The sequence below is a fragment of the Leisingera sp. SA215 genome (assembly GCF_055902035.1).
The window spans coordinates 1-18,806 of sequence record NZ_JBVVXU010000030.1 but is presented as its reverse complement, the minus strand read 5'-3'; the positions used below and the strand labels follow the sequence as shown (position 1 = coordinate 18,806).

At 64.7% G+C, this 18,806-nt stretch carries 21 protein-coding genes; 11 read left to right on the top strand and 10 right to left on the bottom strand.

The features are described from left to right. Positions 1–8 precede the first annotated feature (8 nt). Both AC0KW6_RS20415 and AC0KW6_RS20410 read right to left on the bottom strand, forming a co-directional pair. Positions 9–296, bottom strand: coding sequence for a co-chaperone GroES (locus tag AC0KW6_RS20415; protein ID WP_323780923.1), 288 nt, complete (start codon positions 294–296; stop codon positions 9–11). 236 nt (positions 297–532) lie between these two features. Continuing rightward, a complete protein-coding gene (locus AC0KW6_RS20410) occupies positions 533–1,231 on the bottom strand; it encodes a DUF2161 domain-containing phosphodiesterase (protein WP_474035888.1) in 699 nt (232 codons plus the stop codon). Positions 1,232–1,378: 147 nt separating this feature from the next. Here AC0KW6_RS20410 and AC0KW6_RS20405 point away from each other — a divergent pair, with 147 nt between their 5' ends. The 8 genes from AC0KW6_RS20405 to AC0KW6_RS20370 all read left to right on the top strand — a co-directional run bounded on the left by AC0KW6_RS20405 (position 1,379) and on the right by AC0KW6_RS20370 (position 9,368). Next, positions 1,379–2,386, top strand: coding sequence for a TraB/GumN family protein (locus AC0KW6_RS20405; protein ID WP_474035887.1), 1,008 nt, complete (start codon positions 1,379–1,381; stop codon positions 2,384–2,386). 104 nt (positions 2,387–2,490) lie between these two features. Then, a complete protein-coding gene (locus tag AC0KW6_RS20400) occupies positions 2,491–3,411 on the top strand; it encodes a manganese-dependent inorganic pyrophosphatase (protein WP_323780931.1) in 921 nt (306 codons plus the stop codon). Positions 3,412–3,617: 206 nt separating this feature from the next. Continuing rightward, the gene (locus tag AC0KW6_RS20395) at positions 3,618–4,760 is read left to right on the top strand and encodes a patatin-like phospholipase family protein (protein WP_323780934.1); all 1,143 of its coding nucleotides are present in this window, start codon (positions 3,618–3,620) and stop codon (positions 4,758–4,760) included. A 117-nt stretch (positions 4,761–4,877) separates the two neighbouring features. Beyond that, the gene (locus AC0KW6_RS20390; protein ID WP_474035886.1) at positions 4,878–5,753 is read left to right on the top strand and encodes a TIGR01459 family HAD-type hydrolase; all 876 of its coding nucleotides are present in this window, start codon (positions 4,878–4,880) and stop codon (positions 5,751–5,753) included. Between the two features lie 198 nt (positions 5,754–5,951). After that, positions 5,952–6,395: a MaoC family dehydratase gene (locus AC0KW6_RS20385; protein WP_024089261.1), complete on the top strand. Its 444-nt coding sequence runs from the start codon at positions 5,952–5,954 to the stop codon at positions 6,393–6,395. 493 nt (positions 6,396–6,888) lie between these two features. Continuing rightward, entirely contained in the window at positions 6,889–7,821 is a 933-nt protein-coding gene (locus tag AC0KW6_RS20380) for a bifunctional riboflavin kinase/FAD synthetase (protein ID WP_474035885.1), read from the top strand. Next, complete coding sequence (locus tag AC0KW6_RS20375; protein ID WP_323780942.1) at positions 7,818–8,297, top strand: YcgN family cysteine cluster protein; 480 nt, start codon at positions 7,818–7,820, stop codon at positions 8,295–8,297. Before AC0KW6_RS20380 ends, AC0KW6_RS20375 begins: the two co-directional genes overlap by 4 nt. A 36-nt stretch (positions 8,298–8,333) precedes the next feature. Beyond that, positions 8,334–9,368, top strand: a complete 1,035-nt coding sequence (locus AC0KW6_RS20370; RefSeq protein ID WP_474035884.1) for a threonine aldolase family protein — start codon at positions 8,334–8,336, stop codon at positions 9,366–9,368. Positions 9,369–9,448: 80 nt separating this feature from the next. On the opposite strand, the gene AC0KW6_RS20365 is transcribed toward AC0KW6_RS20370, so the two are convergent. The 3 genes from AC0KW6_RS20365 to AC0KW6_RS20355 form a co-directional block, all read right to left on the bottom strand. Next, complete coding sequence (locus AC0KW6_RS20365; protein ID WP_474035883.1) at positions 9,449–10,042, bottom strand: DsbA family protein; 594 nt, start codon at positions 10,040–10,042, stop codon at positions 9,449–9,451. A gap of 102 nt (positions 10,043–10,144) precedes the next feature. Then, positions 10,145–10,957 (bottom strand): alpha/beta fold hydrolase, encoded by an 813-nt coding sequence (locus tag AC0KW6_RS20360; RefSeq protein ID WP_474035882.1) that lies wholly within the window; start codon positions 10,955–10,957, stop codon positions 10,145–10,147. Further along, on the bottom strand, positions 10,954–11,556 hold the full coding sequence (locus tag AC0KW6_RS20355) for a DsbA family protein (protein ID WP_474035881.1): 603 nt from the start codon (positions 11,554–11,556) through the stop codon (positions 10,954–10,956). Before AC0KW6_RS20355 ends, AC0KW6_RS20360 begins: the two co-directional genes overlap by 4 nt. A gap of 107 nt (positions 11,557–11,663) precedes the next feature. Between AC0KW6_RS20355 and AC0KW6_RS20350 the strand changes: the two genes are divergently transcribed. Beyond that, positions 11,664–12,686, top strand: coding sequence for a ribose-phosphate pyrophosphokinase (locus AC0KW6_RS20350; protein ID WP_474035880.1), 1,023 nt, complete (start codon positions 11,664–11,666; stop codon positions 12,684–12,686). Positions 12,687–12,788: 102 nt separating this feature from the next. Here the strand turns inward: AC0KW6_RS20350 and AC0KW6_RS20345 are convergent, their stop codons facing one another. Continuing rightward, a complete protein-coding gene (locus tag AC0KW6_RS20345) occupies positions 12,789–13,277 on the bottom strand; it encodes a DUF2938 domain-containing protein (RefSeq protein WP_323781312.1) in 489 nt (162 codons plus the stop codon). A gap of 266 nt (positions 13,278–13,543) precedes the next feature. Here AC0KW6_RS20345 and AC0KW6_RS20340 point away from each other — a divergent pair, with 266 nt between their 5' ends. Further along, complete coding sequence (locus AC0KW6_RS20340) at positions 13,544–13,945, top strand: helix-turn-helix domain-containing protein (protein WP_474035878.1); 402 nt, start codon at positions 13,544–13,546, stop codon at positions 13,943–13,945. Positions 13,946–13,954: 9 nt separating this feature from the next. Here the strand turns inward: AC0KW6_RS20340 and AC0KW6_RS20335 are convergent, their stop codons facing one another. Further along, complete coding sequence (locus tag AC0KW6_RS20335) at positions 13,955–14,305, bottom strand: H-type lectin domain-containing protein (RefSeq protein WP_323781319.1); 351 nt, start codon at positions 14,303–14,305, stop codon at positions 13,955–13,957. A 372-nt stretch (positions 14,306–14,677) separates the two neighbouring features. Here AC0KW6_RS20335 and nhaC point away from each other — a divergent pair, with 372 nt between their 5' ends. Next, positions 14,678–16,108 carry a Na+/H+ antiporter NhaC gene (nhaC, locus tag AC0KW6_RS20330; RefSeq protein WP_474035899.1) on the top strand — a complete coding sequence of 477 codons (1,431 nt, stop codon included), beginning with the start codon at positions 14,678–14,680 and terminating at the stop codon, positions 16,106–16,108. Between the two features lie 222 nt (positions 16,109–16,330). Here the strand turns inward: nhaC and AC0KW6_RS20325 are convergent, their stop codons facing one another. The 3 genes from AC0KW6_RS20325 to AC0KW6_RS20315 form a co-directional block, all read right to left on the bottom strand. Next, complete coding sequence (locus AC0KW6_RS20325) at positions 16,331–17,548, bottom strand: PAS domain-containing protein (protein ID WP_323781322.1); 1,218 nt, start codon at positions 17,546–17,548, stop codon at positions 16,331–16,333. 141 nt (positions 17,549–17,689) lie between these two features. Beyond that, a complete protein-coding gene (locus tag AC0KW6_RS20320) occupies positions 17,690–18,322 on the bottom strand; it encodes a hypothetical protein (protein WP_474035876.1) in 633 nt (210 codons plus the stop codon). Then, positions 18,304–18,806 (bottom strand): IS3 family transposase (locus AC0KW6_RS20315; RefSeq protein WP_474035266.1); only part of this gene is annotated, 503 nt, incomplete at its 5' end. The genes AC0KW6_RS20320 and AC0KW6_RS20315, both read right to left, overlap by 19 nt.

The window sequence follows — 18,806 nt, the reverse complement described above, 5'->3', positions numbered from 1 at the left end:
CGCAAGGCTTACTCGATGATGCCCATGATGTCGCTTTCTTTCATCATCAGCAGCTCTTCGCCGTCGACGGTGACTTCGGTGCCGGACCATTTGCCGAACAGGATCTTGTCGCCGGCCGAAACAGCCATTGCGATCAGCTCGCCGCTGTCCTTGCGCGCGCCTTCACCGGTGGAGACGACAACGCCTTCGCTCGGCTTTTCTTTTGCGCTCTCGGGGATGATCAGGCCGCCCGCGGTTTTTTCTTCGCTTTCGGTGCGACGCACCAGCACGCGGTCATGAAGCGGTTTCAATGCCATCTTTGCAGCTCCTTAAAGGCTCAAAGGTTGTTATCCTTTACCCTGCTCCCTGGCAGGGCAGTTATCACTCGCATCAGGTGAGTGATAACGAGGGGAAGCTAGGAATGCGCCCGGATCTTGTCAACACGGAATCAGCAAAAAAATGAGAACGCCTGAACAGGCCTGGCGTTAACCGGTTTCAATTGTCTTGAACCGCTGTCCGGCAGGCACCCGGAGCTATTGCTGATACCGGGTCTTCAGCCGCTCTGCCGCAGGCCGGCGGCGGCCTCCTCCTCCCAGCTCCCGGCCCAATGCACCAGCCCCGCGCGCCCGGCTTCGGTCAGCTGGTAAATGCCGGTCGCCACCCGTTCGAACCAGCCGTAATGGTTGCTGGCCATCAGCTGCGTCGCGCGGGCAACGCCGGTGGCCTTGGCCACTGCAGCGCCCTTGCAGGCGCCCGCCCCGGCCAGATGCGCCGCGCAGGCCAGCGCGTCCTGGCGGTAGGCGGTGACAATGCCGTGCCGGGTGGCGCCGCCCGCATTGGGATCGCCGCGCAAGGCCTGGAACTCGCGCAGCAGCCGCGCCTGTTTCTTCTTTGATTTGCGCGGGCTGTAGGGGCCGGGATCGCAATGCACCTCTGCCCGGCCGTCCTCCAGCACCGTGATCAGCCCCAGCCCCAGGCGGCGGCACAGGGCCAGATTGTCCTTCATCATCCGCCGCGCCTGCCGCCCTTTGGGCCGCGGCACCGCAATATAGACAAACTCGGTGACGGCCAGCCGGGCCACTGCCTGATGAAACAGCGACAGCGAGAATTTCAGTTTCAGCTCGACAATCACCATTGGTTCCGCGCCGCGGCAGGCCACCACATCCGCGGCGCCGACCTCGCCCTTCACCTCATAGCCCTGCCCCTGCAGCAGCGCCTTCACCGGCGCATAAAGCTGATCTTCGCGTTCCATCGCCCATCACTGGCAAATCGCCGCGGCCTTGGCAATCCGCCGCCGGGATTTACGCCCCGGTCCGGGGTTTGATGTTGCCGCCCCCCTTGCCCCGCCCTAGGGTCATACCTCCAGGCGGTCGCGCCGGAACCGGTGAAAGGGCTAATGATGAAACGGATATCACTTGCACGCGCCCTGACCTTTGGCCTGATACTTGGCCTGGCTCTGCAGACCCCTGCCGCCCATGCCGCCTGCCGCGGCATCGACTACCGCGACCACCTGCCCGCCGCCACCGAAGCCCGGCTGGCGCGCGAGATGGCCGCCACCCCGTATTCCCGCGGCAACCACTGGGTGGCCACCAAGGCAAACCGCACCATCCACGTGATCGGCACCATGCATGGCGGCGATGCCCGCATGGCCAAGGTAATGCGCACCCTGCGTCCGGTGCTGGCGGCCGCAGGGGCCATCTATCTGGAAACCTCCGACTCCGGCCTCCAGCGCCTGGACCGGATGCCTGACGAACTGGCCCGCAGTTTCCTGCTGCCCAAGGGCCAGGAATTGCGGCAGCTGCTGCCCCGCGACGCCTGGGAGCGGTTCCAGCTGACGGCCCGGCTGAGCGGCGTCAATCCGGACACTATGAACCGGATGCAGCCCTGGGCGATTTCGATGTTCGTGGTGCAAAGCGGCTGCCGTCCCTACGGCTTTGGCCTGCGGCGCGGGCTGGATGACCGGATCTCCGATTTCGCCCGGCGCAAGCGGATCCCGCTGGGGGCGCTGGAAACCCCGGAACAGGCGCTGGCCGCAATCGCCGGCCTGCCGCTTAGGGATCAGGCCCGGATGCTGGCGCTGGAACTGGAGCTGGTGCAATCCGGCAAGCCCGAGGATGCCACCCCGGTTGAAGCCTATTTCGACCAAAGCGTCTGGACTTCCTTTGTGCTCGCCCCCTGGATCAGCGCCCAGTACAGCAGTTTCTCCGGCGCCGAAACCGCCCGTCTGTGGCAGCAGTACAACCGCCGCCTGCTGGATCAGCGCAACCAGCGCTGGTTGAAACCGATCCTGGCCGCGCGGCAGGACCGGATCGTCATCGCCGTCGGCGCCGCCCATCTGCCCGGCAGGAATGGCGTGCTGAACCTGCTGCAAGCCAAGGGCTTCAGCCTGGAGCGCGCCCCGTTTTAGGCACAAGGCCGCATTGCAGCACCTGCGGGGTGACAAGCCTGCGCGCCAGCCCTATAAGGCGCGCAAATCTCCCTTCGGACCTCTTGAGTGAACAGGACTGCCCCATGACCATCCAAGTATTCGGCCATAAATCCCCCGACACCGATTCCACCGGCTCCCCGATCATCTGGGCCTGGTACCTGAACGAGGTGAAAGGCGTTGCCGCCGAGCCCAAACTGCTGGGCGAGCCGAACACCGAAGCCGCCTTTATGCTGCAGCGCTGGGGTTTCGAGAAACCCGCGATCATTGCTGACGTGGCCGATGATGCCGCCGTTGTGATCGTCGACACCAACAACCCGGCCGAGCTGCCCGCCAACATCAACGGCGCCGATGTGCAGGCGATCATCGACCACCACAAGCTGGTCGGCGGCCTGGAAACCAAAGGCCCGATCGACATCACCATCCGGCCGCTGGCCTGCACCGCCACCATCATGCACGACCTGATGGGCGACGATGCCGCCAAGATGCCGGAAGCCATCAAGGGCGCGGCGCTGACCTGCATCCTGTCCGACACCCTGGAATTCCGCTCGCCGACCACCACCGCGCATGACAAGGCGGTGGCCGAAAAGCTGGCCGCTGATCTGGGCATCAATATTGCCGATTACGCGGCCGAGATGTTTGCCGCCAAATCCGACGTCTCCTCCTTCTCGGACGCGGAACTGCTGCGGATGGACTCCAAGGAATACGCCGTCGAAGGCACCAAATTCCGCGTCTCGGTGCTGGAAACCACCGCGCCCGCCGTGGTGCTGGACCGCAAGGCATCGCTGATGGAAACCATGACAACCGTGGCGGCCGAAGACGGTGTGGACCAGGTGCTGCTGTTCGTCGTCGACATCCTGAACGAGGAAGCCACCCTGCTGGTGCCGAATGACCTGGTGAAGACCGTGGCCAGCAAATCCTTTGGCGCCGATGCGGCTGGCGACACTGTGGTGCTGCCGGGCATCATGTCGCGCAAAAAGCAGATCATTCCAAACCTGAAAGTCTGATCGGCCCTGCCGGTTTCAGCTGCAAAAGGCGCCCCTTGGGGCGCCTTTTTTCTTTGCCGGGAATGGTGCGGCACCCCCATGCGGATGACTGCAATCAGCCTGCAGCGCGCGTACCAAGGCCGCCATCTGCGCTTGTTTCCATTGGCACCCGCCGCCAAGCTGCTAAGCTGGCTGCTGGCTGCCGTCCGGACCTTGGGTGACTTCGCGTGAGAACTTCAGTTCAGCAATCCAAAAAGACCGCTCTGGTGCTGCAAGGCGGCGGCGCGCGCGGTGCCTATCATGTGGGCGTCATCAAGGCGATTGCAGAGATCACGGCCCGCCGCCGCTCGCCTTTTCAGATCGTCTGCGGCGCCTCGGTGGGCGCCATCAATGCAGCATCTGTTGCGGTCGCTTCGAATGATTTCCAGACCGGTGCGCGGCATTTGGAGGCGCTCTGGCGGTCGCTCAGGAGCAGCTCGGTTTACGACACCCGCACGCTGCCCTTGCTGTTGACCAGCCTGCGATGGGCGATGACCCCGGCGTTCCGGTTGCTGGGGTTTCCGATCACCGGCGGCTTGCTGGACTACACGCCGCTGCACCGCCTGCTGCGCCGGGAATTCAACAAGGATCACCTGCAGCATTCCATTCGCAGCGGCGCGCTGCACGCGTTCTGCATTACCGCGTCCAGTTATACCGAGGGCGTCTCCGTCACCTATTTCGAAGGCCGCCAGGAAATCCGGGACTGGCACCGCTCCCGCCGCCGCGGGGAGCGTGCCGCCATCGGACCGGAGCATATGCTGGCCTCGGCCGCCCTGCCTTTTGCCTTTGCCCCGGTGCATCTGGACACCGGCTATTTCGGCGACGGGTCGCTACGGTTGAACTCGCCCTTGTCGCCCGCCATCCATACCGGCGCCGACCGGATCCTGGTCATAACCACCCGCGACAGCAGCCCGCCTCCGTCCGCTGCCGATCTGGCAGCTCCGCCTCCGAGCGTCGGTGACATCGCCGGCCATGCGCTCGATATTCTGTTCAACGACAATCTTGAAGCCGATTACGAGCGCCTGGCCAGGATCAACCGGACGATTTCGCTGCTCGGACCGGACGCGCAGAAACAGACGCCGCTGCGGCCAATTGAAGCCGTCCTGCTGACACCGTCCGAGGACATGCGCACAATTGCCCAGTCACATGCAGGCCAACTGCCGCGCGCGATCCGGATTTTGACACGCAGTTTCGGGGCGGTGAACAGCGATGGCCGGATCGAAAGCTACCTGATGTTCGAACCGGACTACATTGGCGCGCTGATTGATCTCGGCTATGCTGACACGATGCAGCGGGCCGGCGATATCATGAATTTTTTTGACGGCAGCTGACGCATCCGCCGCGGCCCGCCCCCCGCCCGGCGCGCGCAGCTTGCGCCCTTTCACTGGCCAAGCCCGGCCGTCTCTGCCATAGCTGGCCGCAAGTGAATTACGCGAGAAAGCCCGGCCATGACCCAGATCATCAACTCCCTGTCCGAAGTCTCCGGCCGCTACAAGGCGCTGTTTGTCGACCTCTGGGGCTGTGTGCACAACGGCATCACCGCCTTTCCCGAGGCGGTGGCGGCGCTGCAGGCCTACCGCAAGCAGGGCGGCATCGTGGTGCTGCTGACCAATTCGCCGAAACCGCGGGCCGGGGTGGCGGCGCAGCTGGGGCAGTTCGGCGTGCCGGATGACGCCTATGACACGATCTCGACCTCGGGCGATTCCGCGCGGGCGGCGATGTTCACGGGGGCTGTCGGCACATCGGTCTATTTCATGGGCGAATGGGAGCGCGATGCGGGCTTTTTCGAGCCGCTGCATGTAATCCATGAACCGGTGGAAATCACCCGGGTGCCGCTGCAGGAGGCCGAGGGCATTGTCTGCTGCGGCCCGTTCGATCCGCAGGCCGACCCGGCGGTGAACCGGCCCGAGTTCCTGTATGCCAAGCAGAAGGGCATGAAGCTGTTGTGCGCCAACCCGGATATCGTGGTGGACCGCGGCGAGACGCGGGAATGGTGCGCCGGCGCGCTGGCGCGGCTTTACACCGAGATGGGCGGCGAGAGCCTGTATTTCGGCAAGCCGCATCCGCCGATTTATGATCTGGCGCGGCGGCGGCTGATGGAGCTGGGCACGGACATCGCCGACGGCGACATCCTGGCGATCGGCGACGGGCCGCATACCGACATCGCCGGCGCCATGGGCGAAGGCATCGATTCCCTGTTCATCACCGGCGGGCTGGCAGCCAGCGAGACAAAAACATCGCTGCAGCCGGAAGCTGCAGCACTGCAGGCCTATGCGGCGCAGGAGCAGATCGAGCCGACCTATGCCATTGGATTTCTTAGGTAAACATGCGCCCGCCCCCCTGCCGCAAGCGGGGCTGCCCAGCAGTATCACCCGAACCCTGCCCCTACCGGGCGGGGTTTTCTTTTGTCAGAAACCTCTTGATTTTCTGCAGTTGCAAAGTAATAAAGTTGCGCAAGCGGGCAATCGGGCGCGCAAATGTTTCATCGACACCTGGCGTCAAACGGGTGAACGGAGGATCGAATGTTGGACAACATGCCGCGCGGAACCATCTGCATCGAAGACATCGAGATGGGAATGGTGCGTTACCTGCGCAAAACCATCACCGATGAGGACATCGAGAAATTCGCCGAGGTTTCGACCGACCGCAATCCGGTGCACCTGGATGATGAATACGCGCAGGACACCATCTTTGAGGGGCGGATTGCCCATGGGATGCTGACCGCGGGGCTGATTTCGGCGGTGATCGGCGAGCAGCTGCCCGGCCATGGCACCATCTACATGAGCCAGTCGCTGAAGTTCCTGGCCCCGGTGCGGCCCGGCGACATGGTGCTGGCAGAAGTCGAAGTGACGGATATCGTGATCGACAAGCGCCGGGTCAAGCTGGAGTGCCGCTGCATGGTGGACGGCAAGAAGGTTCTGGTCGGCGAAGCCATGGTGATGGCGCCCTCACGCAAGTTCGACTGAGGCGGCTGCCGCCTGCACAGCCTGCGGTTTTCCAGCAGGTTCAGCCGCCGGGGGCATTAAGCCTCGGGCGGTTTTGCTTTGCCGGTCTGTTCCGTTTCATGCCTTGAGCGCTGATCCGGTAAAGGATGGCGGCGCCGCCGGGTGGAGGTGGACAGACCCCGCCGGGGGCCTGCTCGGACAGGAATTCCTGAGCGACCCCCTTATTATCGGGGCCGGTCTCCGGGGGATACGCAGACAGCCACACAGATGCCTGCGCCTTGTATCATGGCCCCGCGCGCGGGAACCATGGCGGGTGATCGATCATCTGGCAGTCTGGCCTAGCGGCATGAGGATCCGGTGAAGACGGCGTACGGCGGGTGCGCAACACCTGCTGCAGTAGCGCCTATGGCACGCCCGGCGCTTACGGCTTGATTCCGGGCGGGTGTGCGTTTGTTGCCTCCTCCCCCGCCACTGGCCGCTTGAACCGCCGGCGCGGTGCGGATAGGCATGCGCCATGCGTATCGTCAGAGATTTTGAATTCGTCGAAAACCAGGACCGGGGCGCCACCGTCGCCATCGGCAATTTCGACGGCGTGCATCTGGGCCATCAGTCGGTGATCGAGCTGGCCCGCAAGGCAGCCCCCGGCGCCCCCTTGGGGGTGATGACCTTTGAGCCGCATCCGCGCGAGTATTTTGCGCCCGATGCGCCGCCCTTCCGGCTGATGCGGCCGGATACCAGAGCGCACCGGCTGGAGAAGCTGGGTGTAGCGCGGCTTTACGAGCTGAATTTCAACACTGCGCTGTCGAGCCTGACGCCCGAGGAGTTCGCCCGCGACGTGATCGCCAAGGGGCTGGGGCTGGCGCATGTGGTGGTGGGCGCCGATTTCTGTTTCGGCAAGGGCCGTGCCGGCGACGCCGGAGACTTGAAGCGGTTCGGCGAACAATACGGCTTTGGCGTCACCATTGCGCCGCTGATGGAATATTCCGAGCACGCGGTCTCCTCGACCGCGATCCGCAACGCGCTGAGCGAAGGCCGGCCTGCGGATGCCAAGGAAATGCTGGGCCATTGGCACCGCATCGAAGGCGTGGTGATCGGCGGCGAGCAGCGCGGGCGGGAACTGGGTTTCCCGACGGCGAACATGTCGATCGAAGGGCTGCATCAGCCGCGATTCGGGGTGTATGCGGTGCTGGTGGATGTGCTGGACGGGCCGCATACCGGCAGCTATCTGGGCGCGGCCTCGATCGGGGTGCGGCCGATGTTCGGCGGCGTGGTGCCCAATATCGAGACCTTCCTGTTTGATTTTTCCGGCGATCTTTACGGCGCGACGCTGTCGGTTGCGCTGGTGGCGTTTTTGCGGCCGGAGCTGAAATTCGACGGGCTGGAGGCGCTGATCGAACAGATGGACGCGGATTGCGTCCAGGCGCGCGGCCTTCTGGGGGCGTTATGAAACCGGCCAAGGACGTGATCGACCGCTCGGGTCTGGGCAAGCGCTTCTGGGAGAAGAAGCCGCTGGACAAGCTGAGCCAGAAGGAATGGGAAGCGCTGTGCGACGGCTGCGGAAAATGCTGCCTGAACAAGCTGGAGGACGAGGAGACCGGCGAAGTGGCACTGACCCGGGTTGCCTGCCGCCTGCTGGATGACGAGAGCTGCCGCTGCTGCCAGTATCCGATCCGCCACCAGTTCGTGCCGGAATGCATCGTGCTGAAGCCGGACAATCTGGATACCCACGCTTATTGGATGCCGGAAACCTGCGCCTACCGGCTGCTGTGGCAGGGCAAGCCGCTGCCGGACTGGCACCCGCTGCTGACCGGCACCCCCGACAGCGTGCATGAGGCCGGTGTCTCGGTGCGCGGCTGGACCGTGTCCGAATTCGAGATTTCCGAAGACGAGTGGGAAGACCACATCATCGAGGAACCCACCTGATCCCTGTTTCATCCCGTCACGCAAGGAGCTTCTGCCATGCATTTCGCCTCTGACAATTCCGGCCCGGTGCCGCAGCAGATCCTGGAGGCGCTGGCCACGGCCAACCAGGGCTATGCGATGGGCTATGGCGCCGATCCGCAGATGGAGCAGGTCACCGCCCGGATCCGCGAAATATTCGAGGCGCCGGAGGCGGCGGTCTATCTGGTGGCCACCGGCACCGCGGCCAATGTGCTGGCACTGTCGGTGCTGTGCCAGCCCTGGCAGACGATGTTCTGCACCCGGCAGGCGCATATCAGCGTGGATGAATGCAACGGGCCGGAGTTTTTCAGCGGCGGCGCCAAGCTGACCGCGGTCTGCGATGCCGACAAGATGACGCCGGACGCCTTGCGGGCAGCCATCGCGGGCGAGGAAAACCGCGGTGTGCATGGGCCCCAGCGGGGGCCGGTGTCGCTGTCGCAGGTCACTGAATTCGGCACTGTCTATTCGCTCGGGGAGCTGGCCGGGCTCGGCGCGGTGGCGCGTGAATTCGGCCTGCCGGTGCATATGGACGGTGCGCGGTTTGCCAATGCGCTGGTGTCGCTGGGCTGCACGCCGGCCGAGATGACCTGGAAGGCCGGCGTGTCTGCGCTGTCCTTTGGCGGCACCAAGAACGGCTGCCTGGGGGTTGAGGCGGTGATCTTCTTCGACCCGGCCCATGCGCAGGAATTCGAATACCGCCGCAAGCGCGGCGCGCATCTGTTTTCCAAGCACCGCTACCTGTCGGCGCAGATGCTGGCCTATCTGACGGACGGTCTGTGGCTGGACAATGCCGGCGCGGCCAACAGCAAATGCGCGATGCTGGCCGAAGGGCTGCAGGCGGCAGGCGCCCGGTTCAGCCATCCGCCGCAGGCCAACATGATCTTTGCCGCCCTGCCCCGCAGCACCCACCAGCGGCTCTTTGCGGCGGGCGCGGCCTATCACCTGTGGGACGGGCAGCTGCAAGGCCCGGAGCAGGAGCTGGTCACCGCCCGGTTTGTCTGCGACTGGTCGGTGCCGGAAGAGGATATCCGGGCGTTTCTGTCGCTGCTCTGAGGCCGTTGGGGGTTTTGCCCCCGGCACTGACGGGCCTCCGCCGGAGTATTTGCAGCCGGAAAGACGCTGCCCGGATCAGATCAGCTGTGTTCTTGAGCCCAGAGCAGCGCATCCTCCAGCCGGTCGTCGCCCCAGAAGATTTCGCCGCTGACGGCAAAGCTGGGGGCGCCGAAAATGCCCAGCGCCATCGCCTCCTCTGTTGCCTTTGCCAGCGCCTGCACAACCGGATCCGATTGCGCTTCGGCAACCGCGCGGGCGGGGTCCTGGCCCGCGGCCTCCAGGCTGGCGGTGAGGTTCGGGTCCGCCCCGGCGGGCTGACCGGCCTCGAACCAGCAGCGGTAGGCCGCCTGGGTATAGGCCTGGCCCCAGCCCTCGGCGGCGCCCAGGGCGGCCACCTGATTGGCCAGCACCAGCTCGGCCAGCGGATAAGGCGCCGGCAGCCTGGGATGAAACCCGTAACGCTGCGCCCGGCGTTCGATGTCGCGCCACATATAGGCGGTTTTTTCCGGCTTGTCCTTGAAGGGGATGTTGTTCTGCACCGTCATCACCTGGCGCACGTTGAACGGGCGCCAGCGCACCGGCACGCCGGCCCGGGCGGCCGCATCGGTGATCCGCATCACCGTCAGGTAGCTGTAAGTGCTGCCGATCGAATACCAGAAATCCAGTTCAGGCATGTATCCCTCCTGCCGCTTGTTCCCTGCCCTGCAGTTTAGCGGCAGACGGCGGATATTCCAAAGCGTCAGGCTGCCCGTTGCCACCGCCCCCCCGGCTGACCGTCAGGCAGGGCCCCAGAAGCTGCGCAGCAGCTGCGCTGTTTCAGCGGCATGGGTCACCGGCAGCATATGGCCCGCGCCCGGCACCGACAGCGCGCGGGCCTTGGCCAGACGGCGGCTGAACCCGCCGACAATGGCCCCGATCACGGCCGGGCTTTCACTGCCGTGAAGCAGCAGCACAGGCATGTCAACAGGATCCAGCGCGCCTGGGGCCAGGGTGCCGTTGGCATCATCGTAAAGCGCCGGGTAGCAGGCCGGAACCACGGGGATTGCGCGCACCATCGCGGCGCGGGCCTGCTCGGGCATGTCGGGCCACTTCGGCTCTCCCGCGCCCCACATCCGGTTGAACAGCCGCGCCGTCAGCGCGAGATCGGCCGCGGCCCAGGCCGCATCAATGGGCCGGCTGGCGGCCTTTAGGGCGGCAAAGGCCGCCGGGGCATCGGATTTGGCGACGGCAAACAGCACCGGTTCGATCAGCGTCAGGCTGCGCACCAGATGCGGTCTGGCCATCGCCATCCGCAGGGCCACGGTGGCGCCGAAGGAATGCCCGATCAGATCCGCCGGCCGGTCCAGCAAGGCAAGGCCCGCGTCAGCGTTCAGCAGCTGATAGTCGCCGGTGCCATCCCAGTCCGGGCTGCGCCCGTGGCTGAGCATGTCGAAGGCGGTGACGGTGATGTCCTCAGCCATCTCCCCGGCCAGGCGGCGCCAGGCGCCGGAATGGGCCAGCGAGCAATGCACCGCCAGCACGTTGCGCGGCCCATGGCCGAAACTGCGCGAAAACACCCCCCCGGGCAGGTCCGGACCGGCGGCTGTCACGCCGCCAGCCCCGCCAGATGCGCGTCCAGGTCTTCGAGCCGGTCCTGGCCCCAGAACCTGGCCCCCTCGGCAGTCACCCAGAACGGCGACCCGAACACGCCGGCCTTGACCGCATCCTCGAGGTTCTGCGCATAGGTCTCGGCGCCGGCCAGGAGGCCGCTGTCAGCCAGCGCGGGGTCGAAGCCGGCGCCTTTGAGGCAGTCGCGGATCACCGCGTCCTCGGCAATGTTCTTCTCCTCGGCCCAGCAGGCGCGCAGGATCGACTGCACCAATTGCCCCATGCTGCCGCCGCCTGCGGCTTGCGCGGCGATGATGGCGTAAGAGGAGGGCGCGGGATTGACGGGCCAATAGGCCGGTTTCAGATTGACAGGGATGCCCAGCCTGGCCGCCTGGCGCTCCAGCTCAATCAGGCGGTATTCCTGGCGCGCCGGATGACGCTCGCCCGGAGGCGTGCCGCCGGTGCGGGAAAACAACGCCAAGATATCCAAAGGTTTGCAAGTCACCTCTGCCCCGTGGCGGGCGGCAATCTCCCACGGCCGTGTGCCGGCCAGATAGGCAAAGGGCGACATGGTTGAGAAGTAGTAATCGAACGCTGCCATAGGCTGTATCTCCCGCTTAGAACTTTGCGTGAGGGTATGTGCATGATAAGCGGGGTTCAATATCACGAATCTGACACATTGCCATTGCTGCCTGGGGATATCAGCCAATGCCGACTTTGAACGAACCCAAGCTTATCGCTGGGAACGCCAACCTTCCTCTTGCCCAAGCCATCAGCCGCCGTATGAGCCTGCACCGCGGTGTCGACCAGGGGCTGGTGGATGCCCGCGTCGAGCGGTTCAACGACGGCGAGATCTTCGTCGAAGTCTATGAGAACGTCCGCGGCGAGGACATGTTCATCATTCAGCCGACCTCGAACCCGGCCAATGACAACCTGATGGAGCTGCTGATCATCGCCGATGCGCTGCGCCGGTCCTCGGCCCAGCGGATCACCGCAGTCATCCCTTACTTCGGCTATGCCCGCCAGGACCGCCGCACCAAGGCGCGCACGCCGATCTCGGCCAAGCTGGTGGCCAATATGCTGACCGGTGCAGGCATTGAGCGGGTGCTGACCATGGACCTGCACGCGGCCCAGATCCAGGGCTTCTTCGATATCCCGGTGGACAACCTTTATGCCTCGCCGATCTTTGCGCTGGATGTGAAGAACCAGTTCAAGGACAGCATGGACGAGCTGATGGTGGTGTCGCCCGACGTCGGCGGCGTGGCCCGGGCCCGCGAGCTGGCCAAGCGGATCAACGCGCCGCTGTCGATCGTCGACAAGCGCCGCGAGAAGGCCGGTGAAGTGGCCGAGATGACCGTGATCGGCGATGTGAAGGACAAGATCTGCCTGATCATCGACGACATGTGCGACACCGCCGGCACGCTGTGCAAGGCGGCGCAGGTGCTGCTGGACAACGGTGCCAAGGAGGTGCACGCCTATATCACCCACGGCGTGATGAGCGGCCCGGCGGTGGAGCGGGTCACCAATTCGGTGATGAAATCGCTGGTGCTGACCGATTCGATCCAGCCGACCGACGCCGTCGCTGCCGCGCCCAACATCCGCATCCTGCCGACCGCGCCGCTGTTCACCCAGGCGATCCTGAACATCTGGCACGGCACATCGGTGTCGTCGCTGTTCGAGGACAAAACCCTGGTGCCGATCTACGAGAGCCTGACCTTTAACGGCAGCTGAGGCGGCTGGTGTCCGGACGTGATGAAAGCCCCGCGATTGCGGGGCTTTTTGTCTTTTCCGGATCTGTTTCCGTACCTGCAGCGGGGCAGCCGCAGGCAGGCGCTACAGCAGTGAAAGGCTGTGCGCCGACACCCAAAGCCCGGCTCCGAAGGTGAGATGCGCCGCCAGGCTTTTCAGCCGGGCCATGTTCGGCGCCGGTGTCCGCCGCGCAGCGATCCCTGCCCCAAGGCCAGGTTGAAGGATCAGGAATGGCGCGCACACTGTCAGGGCGCCAAACGCCAGCGCCGGCCAAAGGCTGGGGTTATTAAGCCATTCCTCCCCGATCGCCGCCAGAAATGCCGCTGCAAACAGGATGCCGGTCAGGTAATGCGCGGTCCAGCCGATCAGCCGCTCGCCGGGAACCGGCCGGCTCGCCGTGATGGGCCGGTGAATGAAGCGCCCCCGGACGGCATGGCCAAGCCATCGGCCGACCATCGCATAGTCCAGAGACCGCATGGACAGAAGCCGTTTCTGGGCCAGTGCAACCAAGTCCATGAAAACCGTTGCCCCGGTCCCGGCCAGGACCGCCTTGAAAATGAGTTCATCTATCATAGCACACTCTGCCTTTTCCTTTGTTCGCACATTGAGTCCGGAGCTGGCGTACAACTTCAACTCATCTTGAAGTCAAGACCGGTTTGCCGCCCGGGTGCCGCAATCTGCGTTGGCGGCTGCCTTGGCGTTCCATTGAACCAAGCGCCAAGTCTGCAAGGCGTGTTGCGCGGTTTCAGAGCGCCAGCCGGACGGTCTGCGCAGGAACCTTCTTGCCCTGCCGGTGCAGGTCTGGCAGCCTGCCTCTTCAAGGCGGCTTGAGGTCAAACATGAAACTTCTGGATATCGGCGAGGTCGCGGAACGTTCCGGCGTGGCCCCCTCGGCACTGCGGTACTACGAGGAAATCGGGCTGATCACCTCTGCCGGGCGCAAGGGGCTGCGGCGGCAGTTCGGGCGGGAGACGCTGCTGCAGCTGTCGCTGATCACGCTGGGCAAGGCGGCCGGGTTTTCGCTGCAGGAAATTGCGGGCCTGTTCGGCAAGGACGGCCAGCCGGATCTGCCGCGCAGCCAGCTGCACGACCGCGCCGATGCGCTGGAGGCGCAGATCCGCGAGCTGTCGGCCCTGCGCGATGCGCTGCGCCATGTGGCAGACTGCCCGGCGCCCAGCCATCTGGAGTGCCCCAGGTTTCAAAAACTGCTGCAGGCCGGAACCCTGACCGCCAAGGTCTAGCGCCGCGCCCTAGTCGACGTCCCAGTCATCGGCATGGGGCAGGTCGCCAATGGCCAGCCAGCCCGCGCGCAGGCGGGCGGCGCGGCTGTCAGCCCAGGTGCGGAAGACGATTTCAAACCCTTCGCAGGTAATGTTTTCCGCCACCAGCTCGGCCCGGATCGCGGCGGAGGTGTCCATATCCCACAGCGAAGGCGACACATGCACGGCCGGCGGGCGGGCAAAGGCCACTGTGAAACTCACGGCGCGGCGCCGCTCACGCGGGCCGGAGCCGGTCCACATCTCGCCGCCGTCTTCGAAATCCGAAAACACCTCGGTATCGCCCTGATCGACCCCGGTGCGGGGGTTGCGCAGTCTGTTCATTCCGGTTCCCAAGCGATTGGCGTACCGTTCAAACTACGCCATACATCAGGATTATCCAGAAACCAGCCGCAAAGACCCGGCGGCTGTTGCTTTTGCGCAAAGCGCGGCTGGTCTGCCCCCGCCCAGGCTGGACAGAAACCCTGGCGGCCGCAACGCCGGGACCGGGAATTTCCCCCCGAAGAGCCGCAGATCCCCGATTGGGGAAAAACTCCCTGATTGTCGCAAACGCCGTGCATTCCGGCGCGGTTCCGGCGCGACCCCGGGGCCGATTTCTGCTGTGTGTCCGCATCCGCCTTTGACAGGCGATTTGACCGAACCAAGGAGATATCCGTGTCACCAAATGATCCGAACATCGTGAAGCCCGGCTTGGCGATGGCGCTGCTGCCCATCGTGCTGACACTGGGTGTTCTGGGCGTCCAGCTGTTTTATTTCGGCGATTTCACCCCGCATATTCCGCTGGCCATCGGCATCGCCATCACCGCGCTGGCCGGCCTGAAGCTGGGCCATAAGTGGGGCAATATCGAAGAAGGCGTGTTCCATGTCGTGACCATTTCGCTGCCCTCTCTGGCGATCCTGATCAACGTCGGCATGATTGTCGGCATCTGGATTGCCAGCGGCACGGTGCCGACGCTGATCTACTACGGGCTGAAAATCCTGTCGCCGGAGCTGTTCCTGGCCGCGGGCATGGTGCTGTGCGCGGTCGTGTCGGTGTCGCTGGGCACCTCCTGGGGCACGGTGGGCACCGTCGGACTGGCGCTGATGGGCATCGGCGCGGGCTTTGGCATTCCGATGTACTGGACCGCCGGTGCGGTGGTTTCGGGCGCGTTTTTCGGTGACAAGATCTCGCCCCTGTCGGACACCACCAACCTGGCGCCTGCGGTGACCGGCACCAACCTGTTCGACCACATCCGCAACATGCTGCCGACCACGGTGCCGTCGATGCTGATCGCGCTGGCGGTCTATCTGGTTGCCGGATTCACCCTGATCGACACCTCGCAAGTGTCGTTTGAACGGATCGACGCGATCACCGAGGCGCTGGACGGCGCGTTCTGGATCTCGCCGCTGATGCTGCTGCCGCCCGTCTTGGTCATCGCGCTGGCGGTGAAGAAGCAGCCCCCCATCCCGTCGCTGTTTGCCGGTGCTCTGGCCGGCGGCATCCTGGCGGTGGCGTGCCAGGGCGCGGGCCTGCATGAGACCTTCACCTTTGCCAACAGCGGCTATGCGATTGAAACCGGCGTGCCGGAAATCGACCCGCTGCTGAACCGCGGCGGCATCCAGTCGATGATGTGGACCATCTCGCTGGTGCTGCTGGCGCTGGGGTTCGGCGGCGCGCTGGAGCGCACCGGCTGCCTGCAGGCGATCATCGAGGTGATCATTGCGCGGGTCAAAAGCTTTGCCGGCATTCAGGCCTCGGCGATCCTGACATCGGTTGCGACCAACACCGTGGCGGGCGACCCCTACCTGTCGATTGCCCTGCCCGGCCGGATGTATGCGCCGGTTTACCGCGGCATGAAGTATTCGCCGCTGAACCTGTCGCGCGCGATCGAAGAAGGCGGCACGCTGGTGTCGCCGCTGATCCCCTGGAACGCGGGCGGCGCCTTTGTGATCTCGGCGCTGGCGCTGGGGATTTCCGACGGCAATTTTGAAAACCTGCTGTACATCCCGCTGGCCTTTGCCTGCTGGCTGTCGCCGCTGATCGGCATCTTCTATGCGATGACCGGGCTGTTTTCGCCCAAGGCAAGCGAAGACGAAATCACCGCCTGGGAAGACAGCGGCGAGCCAGTGGCCATGCTGACCGTCTGACGGAACAGCGCGCCGGTGGCCTGCGCCGAAGGCATCGCATCAACACCGGCCTGGCGCTGCTGAATGAAACCAACATGACGGTGGCCGGGATTTAAGCCGCCACCGGTTTCAGCAGCGCCACGCAGCTGCCGATCCGGTTCAAGAAGCGCGACCGGCAGCCGCCTGCCGCGTTTCGCAAAAGCTGGACCGGAACAGCGGCAGAGAAACACCCCGGAGCGCGGGCTATTTCTCCTCGGATGCGAGGGCGGTGCTGAGCTCCGTGATCTTTTCCAGCCGGGCGGAAATCCGGTCCTGGAACCGGCCCAGCTCATCAATGATCGTGTTCAGAGATTCACCGGCACTGCCCAGCCGGGCGCATTCGATCTTGCACAGCACCCGGGTTGTTGTCAGCGCCATGAAGTGGCGGTGCAGGGTCATGCAGGCCTTCATAATGCGGCCGGCCTCGAACCGGACATCCTGCAGGCTGGCCCTGGCCTTGGTGAACTGATCTTCGCTGAGCTGCGCCAGAATCGCCTGTTCACGATTGATATCAATGGCTGCGGCGCCGTCTTCCTGATTGAGCTGACGGCCGCATTCGGTGAGGATCCGCGCCAGCCCTTCGACAAAGATGGCTGCCGTGACGGTGCCATTGATGGCGCGGAAATTGCTGTTCTTTCCCCAGACATGGGCCTCGAACCAATTGGACATGTCGCGCGACATCGCGTTGTAGTTCTCGGACAGAACGGTGACCGGCCCGCCGGCCGGTTCGATCCGCGAGGCAATGACCCGCAGGTTGTGCGGGATGGTGCGCATCGATTCGAATTCCTGCACCAGCGCCTCGGTTTCCTGCAGCAGATCCCCGGCTGCGGAATGCATCGCCCGGCGTTCCGCCAGGCGGGCGTCCGCGGGGCGCTTCAGGCCTGCATCGCGGGCCATGAGCTCCTCCGCCAGGGCATGGCCGGCAAAGTCGTTGTAGGTGGCAAAGCCAAGCTGCTGAAGCCGCGCCAGCAGCAGCGCGGCGCTGTCTTCAGGGGCCAGTCCGTCGCCGCGCTCCGCCTGGCGCAGCAGCGCGTATTCCTGCTCGACGGTCCTGAGCAGCGGGCTGGTGGGCTTGATCCGCGCCGACAGGTAGCCGTTTTCGCAGGGGGTGACGACCGCAAAGACCCAGTAATAGCTGCCATCGCTGGCCCGGTTCTTGACATAGGCGCCAACGGTGCCGCCGTCCTTGATCCTGTCCCACAAGAGCTGGAACACCGCGCGCGGCATGTCCGGATGGCGGATCACCTTGTGCGGCGCGCCCAGCAGATCCTCCAGCGGGTGTTTGGCGACACGGCTGAACACCGCATTGCCGGCCTGGATCACACCACGGGTGTCAGTGCGGGAGAAAAACACCTCGTCGAGGGCAAAAGCCGATTCCCTGCCCGTCGTTCGGGCAGCCAGCGTGCGGTCTTCAAAGGACACGAGCGAATTCCTGTCAGTGAGTGTATGGGGCCGCTTCTGTTTAAGCGGCACAGCTTTTCAAATTGCTAATGCGGCGGCGCAAGGACAGGGTTTTCCCCTGCGGCCGGGGCCGGCCGGACGCCGCCCCCGGCCGCAGCGGGATCACGCCGCGGCGCCCCGGGCCTGGTCCGGTGCCGGGATCTGCGCCTGGTCCTGCCGGGTGTCTTCCAGCGTCAGCCCCAGCTTTAGGAACAGCGGCAGGCGGCGGGCGGCGAAATTGCCCGCCCTGGCCCCCAGCAGGGCAAGGTTTTCCTCCTCGGTCTCCAGCACCCGGCCGTCGTGCTGCAGCCGCTGGCCCTGCGGCGCCAGAATGCGCCAGGCCAGCGCCGCCCAATCGGCAGGCGTCTCATGGCCTTCGCTGCGGGCCAGCAGGAACAGCTGCTCGAACCGGTCCGCCTCAACCCCGCCGCCGGTGACCGGGGAGGCCAGAAAGCGCAATGTGCCGCTGTCCTCGGCCCGCTTGCAGACCGCCAGGTTGAAGGCGCGGCAAGCAGCCGCCCGCTGGGCCAGCCCCTCCTGCGGCAGGCAGGGGGTGATGCATCCGGTACCGGCGAGGACCGTCAGCATCCGGGAGATGCTGCCCCAGTCCATGGCGCCGAACACCCCCTGATCCAGCAGGCTGCGCACGGTTGCCGGCCCCTTGGCCAGCGCCTTCAGAACGGGCGCGTAATGATCCTGGAGTTCGTCCCGATATCCGGACAGTTTGATTATTGACCCTATGCTGCGCTTTTCCAAGTCATGGTTTCGTAGGCTTGCGCGGGGGTTAGGTAGCCGATTGCGGAATGACGCCGCTGGCGATTGTAGAAGACCTCAATGTATTCGAAGATCGCCGCCTTTGCCTGGACGCGCGTTTTGAAGCGCTCCCTATGAACCAGTTCCTTTTTCAGTGATGCGAAGAAACTTTCCATTGGAGCGTTATCCAGGCATTCGCCCGTACGGCTCATGGATTGCGTGATGCGTGCCGCCCCGAGCAATTTGCGGTATTCTTCTCCTGCGTATTGCACGCCGCGATCCGAATGATGAATGAGCCCTGGAACCGGTCCACGGCGCCCCAGGGCCATGTTCAAGGCATCACAGCACAGTTCGGATCGTAGATGATCGTCCATTGCCCAGCCGACGATTTCACGTGTTGCCATGTCTTTGATAGCGGCGGCGTAGAGCCATCCTTCGTCCGTATCGACGTAAGTAATGTCAGCAAGCCAAACCCGGTTTGGAACGG